The organism is Pseudorhizobium marinum (assembly GCF_000705355.1).
Classification (GTDB): domain Bacteria; phylum Pseudomonadota; class Alphaproteobacteria; order Rhizobiales; family Rhizobiaceae; genus Neorhizobium; species Neorhizobium pelagicum.
On the sequence record NZ_JMQK01000014.1, the window covers coordinates 94,524 to 115,032 of the forward strand.

Sequence of the window (20,509 nt, forward strand, 5' to 3'; positions counted from 1 at the left end):
TCACGCCTTCACAAACAGTTCGCGGGGCACATTTGCCAGACATTCGACGCCGGTTTCGGTGATGGCGATGCTCTCGGTGATCTCAAGCCCCATGTCTTCAAGCCATAGCCCTGTCATGAAGTGAAAGGTCATTCCCGGCTTCAGCTGCGTGCGGTCGCCCGGGCGCAGGCTCATGGTGCGCTCGCCCCAGTCCGGCGGATAGGAAAGACCGATCGGATAGCCGGTTCGGTTGTCCTTGGTGATCCCGTATTTCTTCAAGACGGCAAAGAAGGCGTTGGCGATGTCCTCGCAGGTGTTGCCCGGTCGAGCGGCGGCCAGACCAGCCTCCATCCCTTCGAGCGTCGCCTTCTCCGCGTCGAGAAAGGCCTGTGTCGGCTTGCCGAGAAAGACGGTGCGCGAGAGCGGGCAGTGGTAACGCCTGTACGCTCCGGCGATCTCGAAGAACGTGCCTTCGCCGGTGCGCATCGGCTTGTCGTCCCATGTCAGATGCGGCGCGGAAGCGTCGGCGCCCGACGGAAGAAGCGGGACGATCGCCGGATAGTCGCCGCCGAACTCGCGGGTCCCGCGAATGCCGGCATCATAGATCTCGGCAACGAGATCGCATTTGCGCATGCCCGGTTCGGTGACGTCGAGAATCCGCTTGTGCATCAGTTCGACGATCTTGCCGGCCTTGCGCATGTAGTCCAGCTCGGTCGGGCTTTTGACCGCACGCTGCCAGTTGACGAGCGCTGCCGCATCGGTGAAGCGGGCATTGGGCAGATGCTTCTGGAGGGAGGCGAAAGCAGCTGCCGAGAAATAGTAGTTGTCCATTTCGACGCCGATCGTGAGGCCGGACCATTTGCGCTCGTCGATGATCTGCGACAGCAGATCCATCGGGTGACGCTCGGTCGACTGCACGTAATGGTCCGGATAGCCGATGATGTTGTCGTGTTCCAGATAGGCAGTGCGCTTGGCGCCGTTGGCATCCTGCCTGCGGCCGTACCAGATCGGCTCGCCGCCAGGCGGCACCAGCACGCATTGGTGCACGTAAAATGACCAGCCGTCATACCCGGTCAACCAGTGCATGTTGGAAGGATCGGTCACGATGAGAAGATCGATTCCGGCCTTGTCCATTGCGCGATGGGTTTTGGACAAACGCTCGGCATATTCCTCGCGCGTAAAGTTCAGCGTCACGCTCACGCCACGTCTCCCGTCTTGAGTGTGTTTTCGATGGTCTGGCCGCGCCCGGCGTCTTTTGCGCGGGTCAGCGCGAGATTGGCGATCGCGGTGTCCTGCACGCCAGTCCCGGTGAGATCGGCAAAGGTGATGTCGTCGGCAGCCGTGCGTCCCTTCGCCCTGCCGGCGATGACAGCTCCCAACTCCGGGTACGATCGGTCGGCCGGTGCGATCCCCGCCTTGATGGCGTGGTGCAATTCCCCGAGAATCCGGGTCTGGGTGATCCGGTCGGCGATATAGAGCGCGCGCGCAAAGACGGCCGGATCGATCTCGTTCTTGTGCTCGGCGTCCGATCCCATCGCCGTCAGGTGCTGGCCGGGCTCCAGCCACTGCGCCATCAGGATCGGCTTTTCGGCCGGTGTCGTGGTGACGATGATGTCGGCACCGCTTGCGGCCTGGCGCGCATCGGCCACGGCGGTGACCTCGATGCCGTGCGCGCGAGAGAAATCACCTGAAAGCTTGCTTGCCCTGGCGTGATCGCGTGCCCAGATGCGCGCCGACCTGATCGGGCGCACCAGCATCAGCGCCTGCAATTGCAACCGCGCCTGCATGCCGGCGCCAAAGATCGTGGCAACGCAGGCGTCCTGCCGTGAAAGATGCCGCGCCGCGACAGCACCCGCGGCGGCGGTGCGGATATCGGTCAGATAGCCGTTGTCGAGCAGCAGAGCCTCGACGAGGCCTGTCCTGGCGCTGAGCAGGATCATCAACCCGTTGAGGCTCGGCAGGCCGAGCTGCGGATTGTCGAAGAAGCCGGGGCTGACCTTGATGGCAAAGCTGTCAAAGCCTGGTACGTAGGCCGTCTTGACGTCCACCTCGCCCCGAAATTCGGGAATGTCGAGGCGCAGGATCGGCGGCATGGCGACCGGTTTGGTGGCAAGCGCCGCGAAAGCCTGTTCGACACAGTCGACGGCGGAAGCGTCGAGCGTGACGATGTCACGCAGATCTGCCTCCGTCAGGATGCTGATGTGGCTCATCCGGCCGCTCCCCCGACAATCTCCCGGTGTGTCTTCGGGTCGATATTGCCGCCCGAGACGATGACGGCGGTCGGTCCAAATAGCGCAACCTTGCCCGCGAGAATGGCGGCAATGCCGACGGCTCCCGCCCCCTCGACGACCTCTCCTTCTTCGCGCGCCGCATGCCGGAGACCGGCAATGATTTCGTCTTCGGTCAGCAGGACAACGCCATCGAGGAGGTTGCGGCAGAGCGCGAAGGTGACGCGGTTTGCAAGCCCGATACCGCCGCCGAGCGAGTCTGCCAGCGTTTCCTCCTCGCGGACCGCAACAGGTTCGCAGGCGGCGATCGCCGCATGCATGGCGGCACCGCGCTCCATCGAGATGCCGATGATGCGCGCCTGCGGCCTTAGCCCTTTCACTGCGACGGCAATGCCGCCTGCCAGGCCGCCCCCGGACAGGGGCACGAGCACGGTGGCAAGGTCCGGCAGGTCCGCCACGATTTCCAGGCCAATCGTACCCTGGCCGGCGACCACGTCGACGTCGTCGAAGGGCGGGATTGGGGTCAGGCCGGCGCTTTGGACGAGACGCTCGACCTCCTCCTGCGCATCGTCCTGCGACAGGCCGACGATGCGGATCTCGGCGCCAAGCGAGCGGATCGCCTCGACCTTGTTGCCCGGAACCAGCGAGGACATGCAAATGGTGGCGGGTATGCCAAGTTCGCGTGCGGCATAGGCGACGGCGCGGCCATGATTGCCGGTTGAGGCGGTGACGAGACCGCGCTGCCTGGCCGTCTCATCAAGCGACAGGATGGCATTCATCGCACCGCGCAGTTTGAACGCGCCGATGGGCTGGCGTGTCTCAAGCTTGAGGTGGACGGGCTGACCGGCCCGTCGAAGCAGCGCGGCAGAGGCAACGAGCGGCGTCCGTATCACCCGGCCCGCGATACGTGCCGCAGCCTGCTCGACATCTGCCAGCACAACCGGCAGAGTGATGTTTTCGCTCAACTTGGACAGGCTTCCGCTCTTCATGATTGTCATGTTGCGAGCGAAGTAAAATCATGTCAATTATTATATTGTCATGATCCAATCTTCGTCCGGCTGCCTAGCTGATGGAGCCGATGTCATAGACGGGAGGCCATTGCTCGAAGGTCTGGCGCACCGTCGTCAGCGCTTTTGCCAGAGTCTCGTGACTCATGCGCCCGCCAAGGCAGATGCGGATGCCGCCGCCATGGCCGGGACCGGCAATGAAGGGTTCCGAAGGCGAGACGGCGACGTTGAGATTGGCAAGCGCACGCACCAATCCGTCTTCGGTCCACGGCGCCGGCACTTTCAGCCAGGCGCAAAGCGAGAGCGGATGGCTGGAGGCAATGTGCCCGTCAAGGATGCCGGCTGCGATGGCCTGGCGCGCACGGGCCTCCTTGCGCTGGATCTCGAGCAACCTTTGCGCCGTACCGTTTTCGATCCAGCGTGTAGCGATCTCGCCGGCCATGTAGGTGCCGCTCCAGCTCGACACGCGCAGGATGGAGGCGGCGCGGATCGAATAGGAGGGAGGGACGACCAGATAGCCGACACGAAGGCCCGTGATCACCGCCTTGGTGAAGCTGGTGACGAAAAAGCCCAGGTCCGGCAGCATTTCGGCGATCGACGGGAGCTGCTCGTCGATCATCGGACGGCACACCTCGTCCTCGACGACGAAAATGCCGTAACGCGCCGCAATGGCGGCGATTGCGATCCGACGTTCGGCGCCCGCCACGTGACCCGTGGGATTGTTGAGCGTCGGGATCAGGACAAGCGCCCGGACCCCGCCGGAAGCGCAGGCCGCCTCCAGCGCGTCGGGCAGGACCCCTTCATGATCCGTGGGGAGCCCTTTGAGGCTGAAGCCGAGGACGTTGGAAAGGCCGATAATGCCATGGTCGGTCAGGTTTTCGCACAGCACGACGTCGCCTGAGCGGACGATGCAGCTGAGCGCAAGGAAGATGCCGTGGGCAGCGCCGTTGGTGACGAGGATGCGATCGGCGCCGGCGGTGACGCCGAACCTCTGCAGCCAGAGGCGCGCCGTTTCGCGGTGACGATCAAGTCCTGCAATCGGGCGGCAGGGGCGCATGAAGCTGGCGATGTCGCTTTCGGCCATGTCGCGGAAGACCTCGCGGCAGGCCGTTTCGTGCTCATCGAGATAAACACCGCGGATGATGGAAAGATCGAGCACTTCATTGGGGCTGTGATCGAGCATCATGCGCCCTGCGCGGTCGGTCACGCGCGCCTTGACGAATGTACCGCGGCCGATCTCGCCGCTGAGGAAGCCGAGCCGCTCCGCCTCCTTGTAGGACAGGCTGACGGTCTGGACGGAAAGATTAAGTTGGCGCGCGAGATCCCGGTGCGTGGGCATGCGATCCATCGGCTTGAGCACCCCGGAATCGATGTCGGCAATGATCCGCTCGGTCAGCGCCGCGTGCTTGGTGACCCCCTTTTGCTTCGTGAGGCTTGGTCGCCAGACCACAGGCCTTGTCGAAGGCACGGGATCGGTGACGAGCGGATTGGCTTGGCGACGCATGAAATTGACTCGTTATTCGAGAGTGCATTTTCATGACATTATGCATGCTTCAGCGCAAAAGATGAAGCACTATGCCTGCCTCAGAGGCGTTTGCCCTCTGGACAGGCAGGCTTGCCGCAATCGTAACCGTCGGCACCGGCCTTGCAGCATAGGCCTTGACCGGGCGGCGGGAACCGCCCGGTCAAGAAAGCGTCAGAGCGTTTCGCCGGCGCGGACCAGATCGTCCATGACGGCCCGAATGGCGGCTTCGGTGATGGCGACGATTTCGTCGACCTCCGCCCTCGTCGTGACCAGCGGCGGCGCAAAGCCAAGAATGTCTCCATGCGGCATGGCGCGTGCGATGAGACCGCGCTCGCGCGCCGCCTTCGACACGCGTGCTCCGACCGTGAGGTTGGGCTTGAAGCGCGTCTTCTTCTCGCGATCCGCGACGAATTCGATTGCGCCCATCAGTCCCACGCCGCGCACTTCGCCGACAATGGGAAGCTGCGCAAACGTCGCCTTCAACTGTTCCTGGAAGTAGCTGCCGACCGCGCGTGCGTTTCCCGGCAGGTCCTCCTGTTCAACGATGTTGAGAACAGCGTTTGCCGCCGCAGCGCCGATCGGATGGCCGGAATAGGTATAGCCGTGGGAGAAAGCGCCGACGCGGTCTGCTCCTTCTTCCAGCACCTTGTAGACCTTGTCGCCGACGATCGCGCCCGACAGCGGAAAATAGGCGGAGGTCAGGCCCTTGGCCACGGTGATCAGGTCCGGCTCGATGCCGTAGTGCTGCGACCCGAACATCGAGCCGGTGCGTCCAAAACCGGTGATGACCTCGTCGGCGATGAGCAGAATGTCGTATTTCTTCAGAACCTTCTGCACGTCTTCCCAATAGCCTTGTGGAGGGGGAATGATGCCACCGGTACCAAGGACCGGCTCGGCGATGAAGGCGCCGATGGTGTCTGGATCCTCACGCAGGATCAGGGCCTCGAGTTCCTCCGCACGCCGCTTTGAGAATTCCCGTTCCGTCTCGCCTGCTTCTGCCCCCCAATAGTAGTGCGGTGCTCCGGTATGGAGTATGCCGGCGCGCGGCAGGTCCATGTGATCGTGATAAAAGCTCATGCCGGTCATGGAGCCGGAGACGACGCTGCAGCCATGATAGCCGCGTTCGCGGGAAATGATCTTCTTCTTGTTCGGCTTGCCGCGTAGGTTGCTGTAGTACCAAACGAGCTTCGCCTGGGTCTCGTTGGCGTCGGAGCCGGACATTCCGTAGAACACCTTGCTCATCTTGCCCGGTGCCATCTTCACCAGGCGGTCGGAGAGGATTGCCAGCTCGTCCGTCGTGTGGGCCGCATAGGAGTGGTAGTAGGCGAGGCGATAGGCCTGGCGAGAGATGGCTTCCGCGACTTCCATTCGTCCGTAGCCGACATTGACGCAGTAGAGGCCTGCAAAGCCGTCGATCAGCTCCCTGCCATGTGCATCCTGGATACGGATGCCCTTGCCGGTCTCGACAATGGTCGGATCGCCCATCTTGCCGGAGGCGAAGTCCTTGAGGTGCGTGAAGGGGTGCAGGACGCAATTGCGGTCCATTTCAGCGATTTGGTCCAGGTTGACAGACATGGTGATAGTCCTTTCATGCAGCAAGGTTGCCGAAGCAGACGTATTTTGCCTCGAGATATTCCAGGAGTCCGTGCCGTGCGCCTTCGCGTCCGAGCCCGGATTGCTTCCATCCGCCAAAGGGGATCGGCGCGCCGGTAAATTTTGGCGTGTTGACAGCAACCATCCCGTATTCAAGCCGGTCGGTGAGGCGCATCGCGCGCCCCAGGTCGTTGGTATAGACATAGGCTGCAAGGCCCATTTCCGTGGCGTTGGCCCGGGCAAGCACGTCCGCTTCGTCGTCGAAAGGCAGAATGGCGGCGACCGGACCGAAGGTTTCCTCCCGTGCGATCAGCATGTTGTCGGTGACATCGGCAAGCACCGTCGGCGAGACAAAATTGCCGCCAAGCGGGTTGTCCTGTCCACCACAGACGAGACGGGCGCCGGCTGAAACCGCCTGGGAAACCTGCTGGCGACATTTTTCCACGACCGACGGGCGCGTCATCGGGCCGATATCCGTGCCGGGTTCAAGACCATGACCGACGCTGAGCTGCGAGGTCGCCAGCCCGAACGCGTCGACGAAGCGATCGTAGACACGGCGCTGAACGTAGATTCGATTGGCGGCCAGACAATCCTGCCCCGACGTCGCAAATTTCGCGCTGATGCAGTCGCTCACGGATCTGGCGAGATCGACATCGTCAAACAGGATGAAAGGGGCATGCCCCCCGAGCTCCAGCGACGCCTTCTTCACTGTCGCCGCGGAGTGGGTAAGCAGGATGCGGCCGACTTCCGTGGAGCCGGTAAAGGAAAACGCCCTGACCTCGGTATTCTCGAGAAGCCGGCGAGCAAGTGGTACGGCCTCGCCGGTGAGAACCTGGAAGACGCCTGCCGGCATGCCTGCCTCCTCGGCAAGCTTCGCAAGGGCGAGAGCAGAAAGCGGCGTCTCGGGCGCAGGCTTGACGATCATTGTGCAGCCAGCCGCCAGTGCGGCGCCCGCCTTGCGGGTGATCATGGCGGCAGGGAAATTCCACGGCGTGATCGCGACGGTGACGCCGACCGGCTGCATCTGCACCGAAAGGCGACTCCCGGGCAGATGGCTTGGAATGGTTTCGCCATAGGCCCGCTCCCCTTCGGCAGCAAACCAGTCGAGGAAGTTTGCAGCGTAGGACATCTCGCCCAGTGCTTCAGCCAGTGGCTTGCCCTGCTCGCACGTCATGATGGTTGCAAGGTCCCGCGCATTGTCCCGCACCAGCTTGGCCCACAGGCGCAAGATCATGCCGCGCTCGGCCGGGAGCCTGTCGCGCCAATCGAAAAACGCCTGACGGGCGGCGGCGACTGCAGCGTCGGCGTCGGCAGGGGAGCAGGCCGCGACACCAGCGAGGCGCTCACCGTTTGCCGGGTCGCTGACACCCAGGACCTCATCGCGCGCTGTCCACACGCCGTTCAGGAAGGCGCGGCGTTCGATCAGGTCCGGTCGCGAGAGCGTCTTGAGAGCCGCAGCGGCAATGCCTTGCATAGGGAACTCCACATCGGTGTTTACAGCAGCCTACCCGCACAGCATGATTGATTATCTGCGTTGGCATGCCGCCAGATGCCGAATTTTAGAGTTTTTATCGTCAAGGACGCAGGATTTCTGCAATGGTGACACTGGATCGCGCTGACCTGGCTCTTCTCGCCGCCGTTCAGAAGAACAACCGGTTGACCTCGGAAGAACTGGCGCAGGTCGTCAATCTCTCGCCAACCGCCTGCCAGAGGCGGTTGAAGCGCCTGCGCGAAGGGGGAGTGATCGAGGCAGATGTCTCCATCGTCTCGCCGAAAGCCGTGGGGCGGGGCATCACCATGATCGTCCTCGTGTCACTGGAACGCGAGCGAGCAGACATTGTCGATCGCTTCAAGGCGGCAATCCGGGCCACGCAGGAGGTCATGATCGGCTACTACGTAACCGGCGATGCCGATTTCATCCTCGTCATCACGGCCAAGGACATGGAGGACTACGAGGCCTTCACCCGGCGGTTTTTCTACGAAAACCACGACATCAAGGGGTTCAAGACCATGGTGGTGATGGATCGCGTAAAGGCGGGCTTGGCTTTTCCGATCGGGGACTAAAATCCGGGAAAGGGGGGGGCGGGATGCTCGAGACATCGATCTCCGCCCCTCCTGTGGAACGCGAATTGACGGGCCGATGTTAGCTTGGCTGGTTTCCGCCCAGGATTGGATTGCTTCTATTCCACCCTTCGACAATACCCTCCATGGCGGCTTCGCGCTGGCTGCTGTCGTCCGTGTCCGGCCAACGGCGGTGACGTCCGCTTTCTCAGACCGTCAATGCTTGCAGATTACATGCATCGTCTCCGGGCCACTGTGCAAGCAACTATCAGGATTCAGGCGGCTCATTTTCGACTGTGCGCGTCCGAGAGCCGCTGGCTCAACATATCGGTCATTGGGCAAACAGCACATGCAGGAACGACCGGTCGGTCCTATCGCCGCAATCCGCTACAGGCATTTATAGCTGCTCTTAACGGGCTCTATGACGCCATTATGCCATCGGATTTCGATGCTCGTTTCACGATTGGTCGAATCTCGGTCTTGCCTGGCTCTGTAAACGTGATCCCCGACAAAGCAATGTGTACGATCGATTTGCGTCATCCCAAGTCCGTCCGACTGGATGGAATTGAGAGGCAGATCATGTCGCGATCAGGTTCGAAGCCGAACGACACGGCTGCAAGTTTGATGTTGCTCGTTGATTTGATATGCCGCCTTGTACCTTTGACGATAACCTCCAGCAGATGATCTTGAATAGTGCAGCGATGCTTGGCCTTAAAACCAAAACCATGCTCTCAGGCGCTTCCGTGATGCGCTGTTTATCAATCGCCCCGCGCCGACGGTGATGATTTTCGTGCCCTGCCGCGGCGGCCTTAGCCACAACGAGGCTGAACATGTGGAGCTCTCCGATGCGGGCAAAGTCAAGTTTGTTCGTTTTTCTGGTCATAAGGAACTTTCCTGACCGCAATTTTGAACACTTCGAGATTTCGAACAGTAGACATCGAACGCAGGGCGACGTTCGTTTGCCCAATTTCGTCGATCTGGGCCTCTTCTCGAAAGCGTGTTTCCTTCACAATGGAAAGGCACAACTCCAAGTCGTCGCATGACTACCTGCCGCGACCTCAGTGGTTGCGGCACTTCTCACGTGACCGCATTTGATGCTTTCCCGACCCAGCCACGGCCGCACACTTTGTGAATTCTCAAATCCCTGAGCCGTCCAGTTCCTCCTCATCCTTGCCTTCCCAGGCCAAGGGCGCCGTCATGAGGTCGACATCGGCGGATGGCATGGGCATCCAGCATTTTAGTTCCGGTTCCGCATATTCAATAATTCGGCCGGGTGCGGAATCCGAAGAACGCCAGGATTCGGCACCGTAGCGGTCGCCATTCGACCAGTAGGCGAGATCAACTGTTCCTGGTCCCTGTTCGGATGGGCGGATCGTCACGAGAATGCGCTTGCCGTCCCTTGGCGCGGTTCGCATATGCCGCCAGTGGCTTGTTGGTTCCATTCTTGCCTCCATCTCACTCAATGGGGAGTGTCGTCCCGCAAGTTGGAAGGGTCAACATCATTTCGGACACCAGTTAAGCGGCAATGCCGCGGCATCCGTCCAGGCAACGCTTCCCCGTCAGCGCTGTCCGGCCATTCGATTGAACGAACCCGGGCTTCTGCAACGGCTGTACTCAGTCTTCAGCGGAAAGCCCTGCGATGTCCGCTAACCCTGCTGGGCGCCATGAAGCCGCTCGGTCCCCCGACAGGCCCTCCGCACTCTGCGCACCCCTCCACCACGATGCCCGTCCGGTTGGTCGACATCGTCAGCTTGCGCTCGGCGCGCTCCTGCTGGCGGGAGAGCGAACGACAGACGCGGCTCGACCGCATTGGATGTCGATCTAGCCCAGCAGGAATGCCTCCACCGGCGCATTGTGTGACCCGCACACTGGTCACTGGATCTCACCGGTTGTCGCCGCTGCTCTTTGCATCAAGCCGCCCGGCGCGCTGACCATCAATCAAGAGCGGAAACTCTGCGTTCTTGTCACTGGCTGGCGTCGAAACATCATAGACGGCGATAGCGTTCTTTAAGTGAGTGGTTCCGCAACGCAGGCTCCATATTTGTCAGTTTGCCTGATAAGTGGCGCGTTACTGCGTGGAACGCTTTTTGGGGGAGACACCAGGCGAGCCGGTTTGGCCACAGATGCGGATATGCTGCGGTTGACTCCGATGGATGTTTGCGCTCCGCATCGTCAGGCCGCAGCTTTTATTCACGCAGCTAAAAAGGCGCGCATCCGACCTCATCGCGACGACGATTTTTACGCGACCTCTATTATAGTCCGATCCTAGCACGGACCTCATGGACGAGCGTCAACGTATCGAGCCGCCTCAGAACCCGGTCCGAACGGTCGGATCCCAAAAGAACGGGAGCAATCTTGGGCCAAGTTTCTAAGGCTTGTCGGACGGCATGCTCGACTTCGCGCGTGATAAGCTTTGGATCGAGCCTTATAAAGCTCGCAACCCGCTCGAAGCGATGCAGGTTCACCGCATCGAAATTATGCGTCTTGACGAAGCGCAACGCCATCTCGTCCTCGGGGAGATACATGACGGTCGGCACGATATCGTAGGCGGGCGATAGCCTAATCTGGCCCGACTGCGGGAAATAGAAGGACCAGTTCTTCAGGTGATTGTCGCCATTTCCAAGAAGCACATCGGTGACGACACGCCTGACAGCTTCCAGAACGTCGTCACGGTGATCGGTACTGAAACGGCGAACCATGTTGATGACCGTTTCGGTCGTACCCATCGTATATTTGTGGTCACCTACAGCGCCGAGAACCTGGCCGGCATCCTCGATATGGATGCGGCCGTCGGCAGACCTGTCGAACCTATCAACGACAAGCACGTTTTCGCTGTGCTGCAGTAGTTCGGCTGGTACGTCCCGGATCGCGTCACGAGAAATGAGCCGGCACGGCGCGGTTCTGACGCCTATGGCGCTTGCCATCTGCATGGCGGCGAACTCTGCTTCAGGAAGCCTCGGAAATCGTTCGCTGCCCAGCTTGATGATGCTACGACCAGTGCCTCCCCGGGCTGGAGCCGTCAGACGGTCGCCATCCGGGTTGCCGGTAAATTTCAGCTGGACGCCTGCCAGCGAGAATTTGACCGCCCCTTCGGGAAGCGGCGCCATGAAACCATGGATCATTCTGAGATCGAGCGGTCCTGCCGACGCCGGTATGGCGGTCTCCGGGACAACGAACACCGCGCCGGGCAAGTCCGCTCCGAGGCGGGTCAGCACGTCGAATTCGTCGTGATCGCCCGGACCCATTTCCGTCATCACCAGGTTGCGCAGGGCTCCTTCCGGCAGAAGCCCGGAAAACCAAGGCGGCAACCTTCCGTGCAGCCCGATTTTATCTCCCCGCGAGGCGAGCCTTTCGCGTGTGCCTTGATCGGAATCACGATCATACCAGCCGAGACTGAGGATTGGCCTTGTCGCGTCCCGCAGGAAGCTTTCCGCAACGACGAAGGACACCGCACCATCGGCGTCGCGCGTCAGCGTTCCGGCCCGTACGGAGCCTCCCTTTTCGTCGAGCATGAAGACGCCGAGAACTGCCGCTGCTTTTGCCATTACCCTTCCTTTGTCTCGTCGTCGTCGAGGTCAATGAAGAGTTCGTCGAAAGCTCTCGGAACTTCGATTGAATGTCTTGGAGCAGGTATGTCATCGACCAGTAGCCGCACGCTTTCGACGCGCGATTCCGGGATCAGCACCGGGACAAGATCAAGCGCATCGCAAAGTTCGGCAAACAGCGTCAGACGGTCTCTGCCCAAGCGATTGTTGGCAAGGTCACGTTCTAGTTCTGATATGCGGGCACGATCTCGACCAATTCGCACGGCCAGTGCCGGTTGGCTCAGGTCACGCTTTTTTCGGGCTGCTAGAAGCTGTTCACCCAATAACTGAAAAACGGTAATGGTCATGCGGAATTCCGCTCTTGCCGTGAGAATAATGCGGAAATCCGCATAGGATCTTTTACGCATACGAGCGGAATTCCGCAACATATTTCATAGTTGTACGGAATTCCGCTCGACTGGCCTGCCGAAGCTGTCGAACAGAGGTGGATCAGAAACTGGCGATCATCACCCAGCTGGGAGAATGGGCATTAGATAAGGTGCAGGCGAAAGCCGAACACCGCTGGATCGTGTCCCGGCGCGTGGTGTAGCTGGTTGGTAGCGAAGCCGCTCGCGAGCGCGCCCTCCAATGTGCTGTAGGGAGCGGGCGGCGTAGCGGTGGTCACCAGTGTTTTCCGGTAGGGTCGGGTTGCTTAGAGCCAACCTGAGGGACACCACCGATGACCGACGACATGATGAACCTGCGCTCACTCGTTGAGAAGAGCGCTGATGCAGATTTGCTGCGCGAGATGATCGGCTTTGCTGCCGAGAAGCTGATGGCGCTGGAAGTGAGTGCGAAGACCGGCGCGGGCTATGGCGAGAAGAACAGCTTCCGACTTGCCCAGCGCAACGGCTACCGCGATCGAGACTGGGAGACACGAGCAGGAACCGTCGAACTGCGCATTCCCAAGCTTCGCACAGGCAGCTACTTCCCGAGTTTCCTAGAACCGCGCCGAATGGCCGAGAAGGCTCTGACGGCAGTCATTCAAGAGGCTTACATCCAAGGCGTTTCGACCCGATCCGTCGATGATCTCGTCAAGGCGATGGGCATGTCGGGCATCTCCAAGAGCCAGGTATCGCGGCTCTGCGAAGAGATCGATGACAAGGTCAAAGCCTTCCTCGACCGCCCTATCGAGGGCGAGTGGCCATATCTCTGGATCGATGCCACCTACCTGAAGGTTCGTCGCGGCGGTCGTATTGTCTCGGTAGCGGTCATCATCGCCGTGGGTGTGAACACTGACGGCCGGCGCGAGGTGCTCGGCATGGAAATAGGCACATCCGAGGCAGAAGCGATCTGGACCGATTTCCTACGCAAGCTGACCAGACGGGGCCTGCGCGGCGTCAAGCTCGTGGTCTCCGATGCACACGAGGGCATCAAGGCAGCCGTATCGAAGGTGCTTTCCGCCACATGGCAGAGGTGCAGGGTTCACTTCATGCGCAATGCCCTCGCTCATGCGGGCAAGAGCGGACGGCGTGTCGTCTCCGCCTTCATCGCCACGGCCTTTGCCCAGGACACCCCGGAGGCGGCAAGCACCCAATGGCGCAATGTCGCCGACCAGATCAGGCCGAAGGTGCCGAAACTCGCCACGCTGATGGATAGCGCCGAGCAGGACGTGCTCGCCTACATGACCTTTCCCAGGCAGCACTGGGCAAAGCTTCATTCCACAAATCCGATCGAGCGTCTCAACGGCGAGATCAAGCGACGCACAGAAGTCGTCGGCATCTTCCCCAACGACGATGCCATCGTCAGGCTCGTTGGGGCGCTGCTGCTCGAGCAAAACGACGAGTGGGCCGTTCAGCGATCCCGCTACATGACACTTGAGACCATAGCAGCAATGAGCGATGATCCACTTATCAGCCTGCCAGCCGCAAGCTGATCAATTCCCGGCTTTGTCCGGAAGGCACGGCCAGCGCCGGAGCTACACCACGCAGTGGGACACGATCCACCGCTGATGATTATACCCACTGTTTTAGCCAATCTGCATAAGATGCCATAAGGTTTCAGATGCGTGGCCAAAGCACCTGAGTGGTTTTTAGGTTCAGGTCCATGCAAGGCGAAAAGGTGGTCTTGACTTTCCGATGGCCACGCAACGACCGACTTCAACAACGATATCACATGAGTTATATTGATATCACTATTAGCGCCGAAAATGGGTTCGTGAAGATGCCGGCAGTTACCATTCGAAACCTCTCTGATGAAACCCACCGCGCGCTGCGTGTGAGAGCAGCTCATCATGGCCGAAGCACGGAGGCGGAGATCCGTGACATCCTCGAGGCCGCTGTTCGCCCGTCTCAACGCGTAAAGCTCGGCTCATTGCTCGCGTCGATCGGTGGTGAGGCCGAACTTTCCAACAGCGACGTTGAAGCTCTGCGAGCGCGCGATGGCGGACGCGCGAGCATCCGGTAAAGCGATCGGCAAGGTTGATGGGCTCATTGCAGCCACAGCAGCAGAGATGGGTCTAGTGGTGGCAACGAGAGACACAAGTCAGTTCGCGGCGGCTGGATTGAAAGTTATAAATCCGTGGAATGGTCAGAACTTCAAGTAAGGGGCCGTTCGTTCGAATCCTATCAAGGCGGAGCCGACAGGCATTGTGCAAACGGATGCGGAGACTTTCCGCATTTGACTGGCTCGCAGTACTGCATCAGAAGAGAAAGACCCTCAGAACCGCAATGCAGATTGAGCAGCTTGCAGATCGCCGATTGCTTTCCGTATGGAAATCCTGATTGAGATAGCGGGTCCTCCAGCCGCCGCGTCGATCGTTCCCCTCTGGAGGCTCAGACCTTCATAACTCAAGGGCCGCGGTTACCGCTGGCCCTTTTTCTTTGGCGACAGATGAATCAGCCGCAGGCGACCCGCGTGACCAGTCCCGTCGCGGGATCAGTCTCGATCGTCACCCGATCTTCTCTGAAGTCTTGGGTTACCATGTCGCCGGGCTGAATTTGGCGAACCGTCTTAGAGCCGGTCAGTTGCAGCGCCTCGGCGTCTGTCGGCTTTTCTTTGCCGACTAGCCCTTGCGCGGCTTCGGAGTTGCATGGTCCTGCAGCCGGGGAGGTCGAGGCACCATCCGCATTGCATCCGGTTACGACCAAAGCCATGCCGGCGAAGAGCATCGAGACGGAATACGTCGGTGATTTCATTGGGGTCTCCCTGTTGTGATGCTCCAACAAAGAGCTCGGACTTGGCTTTTTCGTGTCACCGCCACCATGCGGAGATGAAAACATCTCGCACCGGACATGGTTTGACCGGAGCGGATGCAAGGCTTCAGGAGGCTAAATGGTGGGAAAGCCTGTAATGCAGCCGGACGCATCCCTTGTCGAGCGTCTTGGAATTGATAAGCTGCGGGCTCGACTTGAAGCCGGTCGACGGAAAAAGGGGACGACCACCGCCGAGCAGCTCCGGAATGATGTAGATCTCGATTTCATCAAGCGCGCCGCGTTCCATGAACGCCATCTGCAACATCCCCCCGCCCAGCATCCACACATCACCATCATCGAGTACTCGAAGCTCGGCGATGAGGTCCTCCAAGTTGTCTCTGGTCTCAAGTGTGCCCTTGGGATTTTCGATGGGTCGTGATGTGACGACGATTACCCGTTGCTCGCCATAGGCCCAGGGTGCGGGATCTTTCGCGATGAAGTCGTAGGTGCCGCGACCCATTACGATCGTGCGAATGTTCTTCACGAAGATGCGGTAATCATGCTCACCCAGATCCATGCCGTCGTACTTGAACAGCCAGTCAAGCTTGTCGCTCTCATCTGCAATGAAGCCATCCAGACTAGCCGCTATGTAGCCAACGATCTTTGCCATCGACGCCTCCTTGCTTAATAACCGAATGTACGTTTATAAATATCGATGACCAGACGCAAGACAATCCCCGATGAACAGCTTCTCGACACTTTGTTCGAGCTGATGATGATGACAGGACCCGATGGTTTGACCTTTGCGCGCGCGGCAAAGGCCTCATGCTTGGCGGCGGCGACACTGGTGCAGCGCTACGGCAACCGTGAGCGCATGATCGAGGCGATCCTCATGCAGGCCTGGGACCGCCTTGATGCACAGACCAAGGCGGCAGACGACGAGGAGGATCTATCGCCTGAGGGAGCCATCAAGCTTCTACTGCGCCTCATGTCCCCCAATACGGCCGAGCGTGATGCCACTGATGGTCTTCTTCTCCTGCGAGAAGATATCCGAAACCCACGACTTCGCGAACGGGGCGCTGCGTGGGGCCGCGCATTGGTCTCGGCACTGGGACGGCGACTGTCTTCGGACCCGCAGGAGGCGGATATTCTGGGATGGCAAATGGCCGCCCTTTGGCAAGGTGCATACACCTCGTGGGCGTTCGATCAGACAGTGCCTGCAGATCGTACGATCCGCCAAGCTCTGGAAAACTGGTTGCAGCGGCGTTGACAACTGGAAGTCTATGGCCGGAATCGGCCGATATTGTTGAAAAACTATGCGTTGTCGGCACTGGGTTGTCGTGGTTCAATTGTCGTATTGATTTGCGGAGGATTGAGCGATGATGGGATGTCAGACGGCTCCGGCGCAGCTCTTCTACGACTTCTGCCTTGATGATCACGTCCCCGCAGACCACCTGCTGCGCGGGATCGACCGCCATCTAGAACTCGAGAGCGTTCGAGCGCAGTTGAAGCCTTTTTACAGCAACACGGGTCGCCCTTCGATCGATCCCGAGCTGATGATGCGAATGTTGATCATCGGCTATTCCATGGGTATCCGCTCGGAGCGGCGACTGTGCGAGGAGGTTCATCTTAACCTCGCCTATCGCTGGTTCTGCCGCCTCGGACTGGACGGAAAGGTGCCCGATCACTCCAGCTTCTCGAAGAAGCGCCATGGGCGGTTCCGGCAGAGCGACATCCTGCGACATATGTTTGAGACGGTCGTGGAGCGCTGTCTTGCGCAAGGGCTGGTCGGTGCGGAAGGATTTGCCGTCGATGCCAGCCTGATTGCAGCAGATGCCAACAAACAGCGCTCGGTACCGGGCGCGGAATGGGAAGCCAAAGAGGACGCTGGCCGCTCAGTTCAAGAGTATCTGGCGGTTCTCGATGATGCGGCTTTTGGTGCTGCCTCGCCAGTGACGCCGAAGTTCATCTCTTCATCCGATCCGGCCGCGCAATGGACCGGTGCCCACAAAGGCCATGCCTTCTTTGCCTATGCCACCAACTATCTGATCGATACGGATCATGGCGTGATTGTCGATGTGGAGGCAACACGTGCAATTCGCCAGGCTGAGGTCGGTGCATCGCGCACGATGCTCGACAGGACAGAGAGCCGGTTCGGCTTACGCCCGGATTATCTTGCTGCTGACAGTGCCTATGGCTCAGCAGACAATCTCGCCCGGTCAAGGAGAGGAAGATCGCGCCGCACATTCCGGTCTTCGATAAGTCGAAGAGGACGGACGGCACCTTCTCCCGTTCAGACTTCTCATGGGAGGCCGAGAATGACCGTTACATCTGCCCGGCGGGTAAGGAGCTGAAGCAGTTCCATCGAACTTATGCTACACCCAGATCAGGGATCACGGCCGAAGGAACGCGGCTTTACCGTGCCAGCAAGAGGGACTGTGACCGCTGCGAACTGAAGCCTCGCTGCTGCCCGAACATGCCGATGCGCAAGGTGCCGCGCGATCTCAACGAAGATGCCCGTGATGTCGCCCGAGCAATAGCCACAACACCGGAATACGTGCAGTCACGGCACCGTCGAAAGAAGGTCGAAATGCTCTTCGCTCACCTCAAGCGCATTCTACTGATGGCACGTTTGAGACTTCGAGGACCGTGCGGTGCCCGAGACGAATTCCTCCTTGCAGCAACCCCACAAAACCTCAGGAGGCTGGCCAAACTCAGGCCACGACACGGAGTCATTGCCGCTTGAGAGCGGCATAGATCGATACCTCGCGCTGCGGCGCGGGGGCAGAGGGGAACATGCCGGCCAAAGACAGAAATGGGCGGATGAGCAGACAGTCCGGCGAGTTTTTCAACGAAATCGGCCCATTGCGGACTTCACCGGGATTCAGCATCGAAGTAGCGAGAGGGACCTTCTCGCGCTTGGCTTCTTAATGCAGGTTGACGAGGCGTCCGGCGCTACGTCGCTCAAGAATGCGTTCGCACGACATGACCCCGAGGCGCATCAGGCATCGTCCCGTCGCTGCACGAGCGGCTGCGGCGCGATGGCGGCGACGATGCCGCTTCGGTCCCGCTGCCCGCGCGCGATGGTCACCTGTTCCCGCAGACGCATTCCGTCCCGCTGGCGGATGTCCTCGACGACCCTTTGCGCCTCCACCTCGGAATAGCCGAGACTCCGCAGCCCCTCGGCTCCGATTTCGAGCGCCGAGGCGAAGGTCTCGCGTACGATGCCGTCGACGGCCTCGTTCGACAGGCTTACGGCGTGGATGCGGTCGAACGCCCGCACGATCAGCCGCGCGCCGGGGAACTCCCGTGCCGCGAGGCGCGTGATGGCAAGCGTCGTCTCCGGATCATCCGTCGCGATGACGATTGCACGGGCCTCCGCCGCGCCCGCCGCCTGCAGGACCTCGCGCCGCCGTCCGTCCCCGAAATGCACCCGGCTCCCGAAGCGCTGCGCCTCGCGCACCCGGTCCGCGTCGTGGTCGAGAAAGGTCATGGTGATCCCCTCCGCGAGCAGTGGCTGCGCCGCGATCTGCCCGACGCGACCGAAGCCCACCACGAGGACCGAGCCTCCGGCGTCCGAGTAATCCTCCTGGAGTTCCTCGCGCGGGGAAGGCACCGACGAGGCGGCGGAAGACGCGGCCCGACTGCGAGGATAACGCCATCGACAGGGTCACGATGGAGACGACGACGGAGGAGGTCTCGGCATCGAGGATTAGAGCCGAGGCGGCCGCGGCAAAGAGCACGAACCCGAACTCCCCGTGCTGCGCCATGGCCATGGAAATGCGGAGTGCGAGCCGGCTCGGCGTGCCAAAGGCGCGCGAAACGCCGTAGATCGCGAGGCCCTTCAGCGCCATCAGGATAGGCACGGCGACGACGATGAGAAGCCAGTTCTCCGCCACCCCCCCCGAGGTCGAGGGAGAGGCCCACGGCGATGAAGAAAAGCCCGAGAAAGAGACCGCGAAACGGCTCAATGTCCGCCTCCACCTCGTGTCGGAAGGCGGAATCCGCGAGCATCACGCCCGCGATGAAGGCGCCCATTGCGTAAGAGAGACCGGCGAGCGTCATCACGAGCGAGGCGAAGATGACCACTCCGAGGCTCGCCGCCGTCATCAGCTCAGGCGTGCGCGTGCGGGCGATCACGCGGAACATCGGGTTCAGCGCGTAGCGGCCGACGAGGATGAGGAAGGCGATGGCGGCGATGCCGATGGCCACCGCGACCACGTTGCCGCCGAGCGTCATGTCCTCGCCCGTCGGCCCGATGAGCGTGACGAGGAGGAGGAGGGGCACGATGGCGAGGTCCTCGAAGAGCAGGACGGCGATCGCGGTTTCGCCGAAGGGGGTCCGCCGCTCGCCGCCCTCGTCGATCTCGCGCATCACGAGCGCGGTGGAGGACAGCGCGAGGCCAAGGCCTACGATGAGCGCGGCGCGCCAGTCGAGTCCGAAGGCGAGAGCCGCCCCGCCGAGTACTGCGCCGCAGCCCAGAACTTGCACGAGGCCGCGCCCGAAGATCGTGCCGCGAAGCTCCCACAGCCGCCGGGGACGGAACTCGAGGCCGATCACGAAGAGGAAGAGGACGACGCCAAACTCGGCGAAATGGAGGAGCTCCTCGGGATGGTCGGAGAAGGAGAGGTCGAGCGCAAGGCCCGCCGCGACGCCCGCGACAAGGTAGCCGATGACGGTGCCCAGGTTCAACCGTTTGGCGAGCGGCACGAAGAGGCAGGCGAGCGCGATGAGGGCGAGCGCCTCGGTGAAGGCCATCTCGAGACTCCTCAGGCCGAACGGCCCGTCGCCTTCGGCAGCCAGGGCCGGCGAGGTTCCCAGGGCGGCGGCGGATCCGATGGTCCATCGCATAACCCGGCGGCTTGTGCTCGAATGACTGCGCATCAACTCCATCTCCCTGCGGTCATTACCGCTCCGCTGTGGTTGGCTCAGCTCAGTTCTTTTTCCAAAAAAAGGCTAAGAGGGTCCGCTTCGTAGGTGCCGAAAGGCTCTATTTCTCGAAATCCGTATCCGCGATACAGTTTGATGGCTTCGGGTTGGTAGATGCCTGCTTCCAGCCGAATGGCCCGCAGACGCATTTCCAAGCCTCGAAGAACCAGCTTGTCCATCATCTGTTTGCTGACTTCGAGGCCGCGTGCACTCGGATCGACGAACATGCGCTTGATCTCGCCCGTCATATCGCCGGTATCCACTAGGGCGCAGCAGCCAACGATTTCATCGCCTCTTCTCGCAGTGAAAAACGTAACCTCTGGTTTTCTAGGGTTTGCAGGCCCAGCGGATGGTTGCTAGCTGCGGGGTACAAAGAGGCCGCATAGGCATCGGAGGCCTCCAAAAGCCTGATCACGCCAGCTTGACGCGGGCTCTCGATTGAAGCGATTGCGGTGGAGGCCACACACTT

18 protein-coding genes and 5 pseudogenes are annotated in these 20,509 nt (G+C 60.8%); 7 read left to right on the plus strand and 16 right to left on the minus strand.

All coding sequences use genetic code 11. The annotated features are described in order from the left end of the window. From doeA to EO99_RS0116925, 6 genes are all read right to left on the minus strand, one after another. A complete protein-coding gene (doeA, locus tag EO99_RS0116900; protein WP_029619794.1) occupies nt 1-1,179 on the minus strand; it encodes an ectoine hydrolase DoeA in 1,179 nt (392 codons plus the stop codon). Next, nucleotides 1,176-2,189, minus strand: coding sequence for an ectoine utilization protein EutC (eutC, locus tag EO99_RS0116905; protein WP_029619795.1), 1,014 nt, complete (start codon nt 2,187-2,189; stop codon nt 1,176-1,178). Before eutC ends, doeA begins: the two co-directional genes overlap by 4 nt. Then, on the minus strand, nt 2,186-3,205 hold the full coding sequence (gene eutB / locus EO99_RS0116910) for a hydroxyectoine utilization dehydratase EutB (RefSeq protein ID WP_029619796.1): 1,020 nt from the start codon (nt 3,203-3,205) through the stop codon (nt 2,186-2,188). The genes eutC and eutB overlap by 4 nt, the downstream gene beginning before the upstream one ends. Before the next feature lie 64 nt (nt 3,206-3,269). After that, the gene (ehuR, locus tag EO99_RS0116915; protein ID WP_037112266.1) at nt 3,270-4,718 is read right to left on the minus strand and encodes a MocR-like ectoine utilization transcription factor EhuR; all 1,449 of its coding nucleotides are present in this window, start codon (nt 4,716-4,718) and stop codon (nt 3,270-3,272) included. A gap of 192 nt (nt 4,719-4,910) precedes the next feature. After that, on the minus strand, nt 4,911-6,314 hold the full coding sequence (locus tag EO99_RS0116920; RefSeq protein ID WP_029619798.1) for an aspartate aminotransferase family protein: 1,404 nt from the start codon (nt 6,312-6,314) through the stop codon (nt 4,911-4,913). 13 nt (nt 6,315-6,327) lie between these two features. Beyond that, entirely contained in the window at nt 6,328-7,806 is a 1,479-nt protein-coding gene (locus EO99_RS0116925; protein ID WP_029619799.1) for an NAD-dependent succinate-semialdehyde dehydrogenase, read from the minus strand. Nucleotides 7,807-7,928: 122 nt separating this feature from the next. On the opposite strand from EO99_RS0116925, the gene EO99_RS0116930 reads away from it, so the two are divergent. Both EO99_RS0116930 and EO99_RS26745 read left to right on the plus strand, forming a co-directional pair. Beyond that, nucleotides 7,929-8,396 (plus strand): Lrp/AsnC family transcriptional regulator, encoded by a 468-nt coding sequence (locus tag EO99_RS0116930; protein WP_029619800.1) that lies wholly within the window; start codon nt 7,929-7,931, stop codon nt 8,394-8,396. Between the two features lie 231 nt (nt 8,397-8,627). Beyond that, nucleotides 8,628-9,077, plus strand: a complete 450-nt coding sequence (locus EO99_RS26745) for a peptidase dimerization domain-containing protein (RefSeq protein ID WP_235776856.1) — start codon at nt 8,628-8,630, stop codon at nt 9,075-9,077. Here the strand turns inward: EO99_RS26745 and EO99_RS28265 are convergent. From EO99_RS28265 to EO99_RS0116950, 4 genes are all read right to left on the minus strand, one after another. Next, the gene (locus EO99_RS28265; protein WP_029619801.1) at nt 8,971-9,276 is read right to left on the minus strand and encodes a hypothetical protein; all 306 of its coding nucleotides are present in this window, start codon (nt 9,274-9,276) and stop codon (nt 8,971-8,973) included. The two genes, EO99_RS26745 and EO99_RS28265, sit on opposite strands and share 107 nt — an antisense overlap. A gap of 253 nt (nt 9,277-9,529) precedes the next feature. Then, entirely contained in the window at nt 9,530-9,835 is a 306-nt protein-coding gene (locus EO99_RS0116940) for a hypothetical protein (protein WP_029619802.1), read from the minus strand. An 810-nt stretch (nt 9,836-10,645) separates the two neighbouring features. Next, nucleotides 10,646-11,938 carry a type II toxin-antitoxin system HipA family toxin gene (locus EO99_RS0116945; RefSeq protein ID WP_029619803.1) on the minus strand — a complete coding sequence of 431 codons (1,293 nt, stop codon included), beginning with the start codon at nt 11,936-11,938 and terminating at the stop codon, nt 10,646-10,648. Next, nucleotides 11,938-12,285: a helix-turn-helix domain-containing protein gene (locus EO99_RS0116950; RefSeq protein ID WP_029619804.1), complete on the minus strand. Its 348-nt coding sequence runs from the start codon at nt 12,283-12,285 to the stop codon at nt 11,938-11,940. Before EO99_RS0116950 ends, EO99_RS0116945 begins: the two co-directional genes overlap by 1 nt. 371 nt (nt 12,286-12,656) lie before the next feature. On the opposite strand from EO99_RS0116950, the gene EO99_RS0116955 reads away from it, so the two are divergent. The 3 genes and pseudogenes from EO99_RS0116955 to EO99_RS28275 form a co-directional block, all read left to right on the plus strand. After that, the gene (locus EO99_RS0116955) at nt 12,657-13,853 is read left to right on the plus strand and encodes an IS256 family transposase (RefSeq protein ID WP_029619805.1); all 1,197 of its coding nucleotides are present in this window, start codon (nt 12,657-12,659) and stop codon (nt 13,851-13,853) included. Between the two features lie 287 nt (nt 13,854-14,140). Then, nucleotides 14,141-14,383: a FitA-like ribbon-helix-helix domain-containing protein gene (locus EO99_RS0116960; protein ID WP_029619806.1), complete on the plus strand. Its 243-nt coding sequence runs from the start codon at nt 14,141-14,143 to the stop codon at nt 14,381-14,383. After that, nucleotides 14,358-14,522: pseudogene (locus tag EO99_RS28275) on the plus strand (VapC toxin family PIN domain ribonuclease); the annotation flags it as partial. The gene EO99_RS0116960 and the pseudogene EO99_RS28275, both read left to right, overlap by 26 nt. A 292-nt stretch (nt 14,523-14,814) precedes the next feature. On the opposite strand, the gene EO99_RS0116965 reads toward EO99_RS28275, so the two are convergent. Next, nucleotides 14,815-15,114 (minus strand): I78 family peptidase inhibitor, encoded by a 300-nt coding sequence (locus tag EO99_RS0116965; protein WP_235776854.1) that lies wholly within the window; start codon nt 15,112-15,114, stop codon nt 14,815-14,817. Between the two features lie 124 nt (nt 15,115-15,238). Next, entirely contained in the window at nt 15,239-15,781 is a 543-nt protein-coding gene (locus tag EO99_RS0116970; RefSeq protein WP_029619808.1) for a dihydrofolate reductase family protein, read from the minus strand. Between the two features lie 45 nt (nt 15,782-15,826). Here EO99_RS0116970 and EO99_RS0116975 point away from each other — a divergent pair, with 45 nt between their 5' ends. Then, complete coding sequence (locus tag EO99_RS0116975; RefSeq protein WP_029619809.1) at nt 15,827-16,381, plus strand: hypothetical protein; 555 nt, start codon at nt 15,827-15,829, stop codon at nt 16,379-16,381. 109 nt (nt 16,382-16,490) lie between these two features. Next, nucleotides 16,491-17,857: pseudogene (locus EO99_RS25830) on the plus strand (transposase). Nucleotides 17,858-18,112: 255 nt separating this feature from the next. On the opposite strand, the gene EO99_RS27205 reads toward EO99_RS25830, so the two are convergent. The 4 genes and pseudogenes from EO99_RS27205 to EO99_RS25840 all read right to left on the minus strand — a co-directional run bounded on the left by EO99_RS27205 (nt 18,113) and on the right by EO99_RS25840 (nt 20,488). Beyond that, nucleotides 18,113-18,727: an NAD-binding protein gene (locus EO99_RS27205; protein WP_081852105.1), complete on the minus strand. Its 615-nt coding sequence runs from the start codon at nt 18,725-18,727 to the stop codon at nt 18,113-18,115. Between the two features lie 100 nt (nt 18,728-18,827). Next, nucleotides 18,828-18,965: pseudogene (locus EO99_RS28675) on the minus strand (hypothetical protein); the annotation flags it as partial. Nucleotides 18,966-19,029: 64 nt separating this feature from the next. Next, nucleotides 19,030-20,004: pseudogene (locus EO99_RS27210) on the minus strand (cation:proton antiporter domain-containing protein); the annotation flags it as partial. A gap of 35 nt (nt 20,005-20,039) precedes the next feature. Continuing rightward, nucleotides 20,040-20,488 (minus strand): annotated as a pseudogene (locus EO99_RS25840) (GNAT family N-acetyltransferase). Between the last annotated feature and the right edge of the window lie 21 nt (nt 20,489-20,509).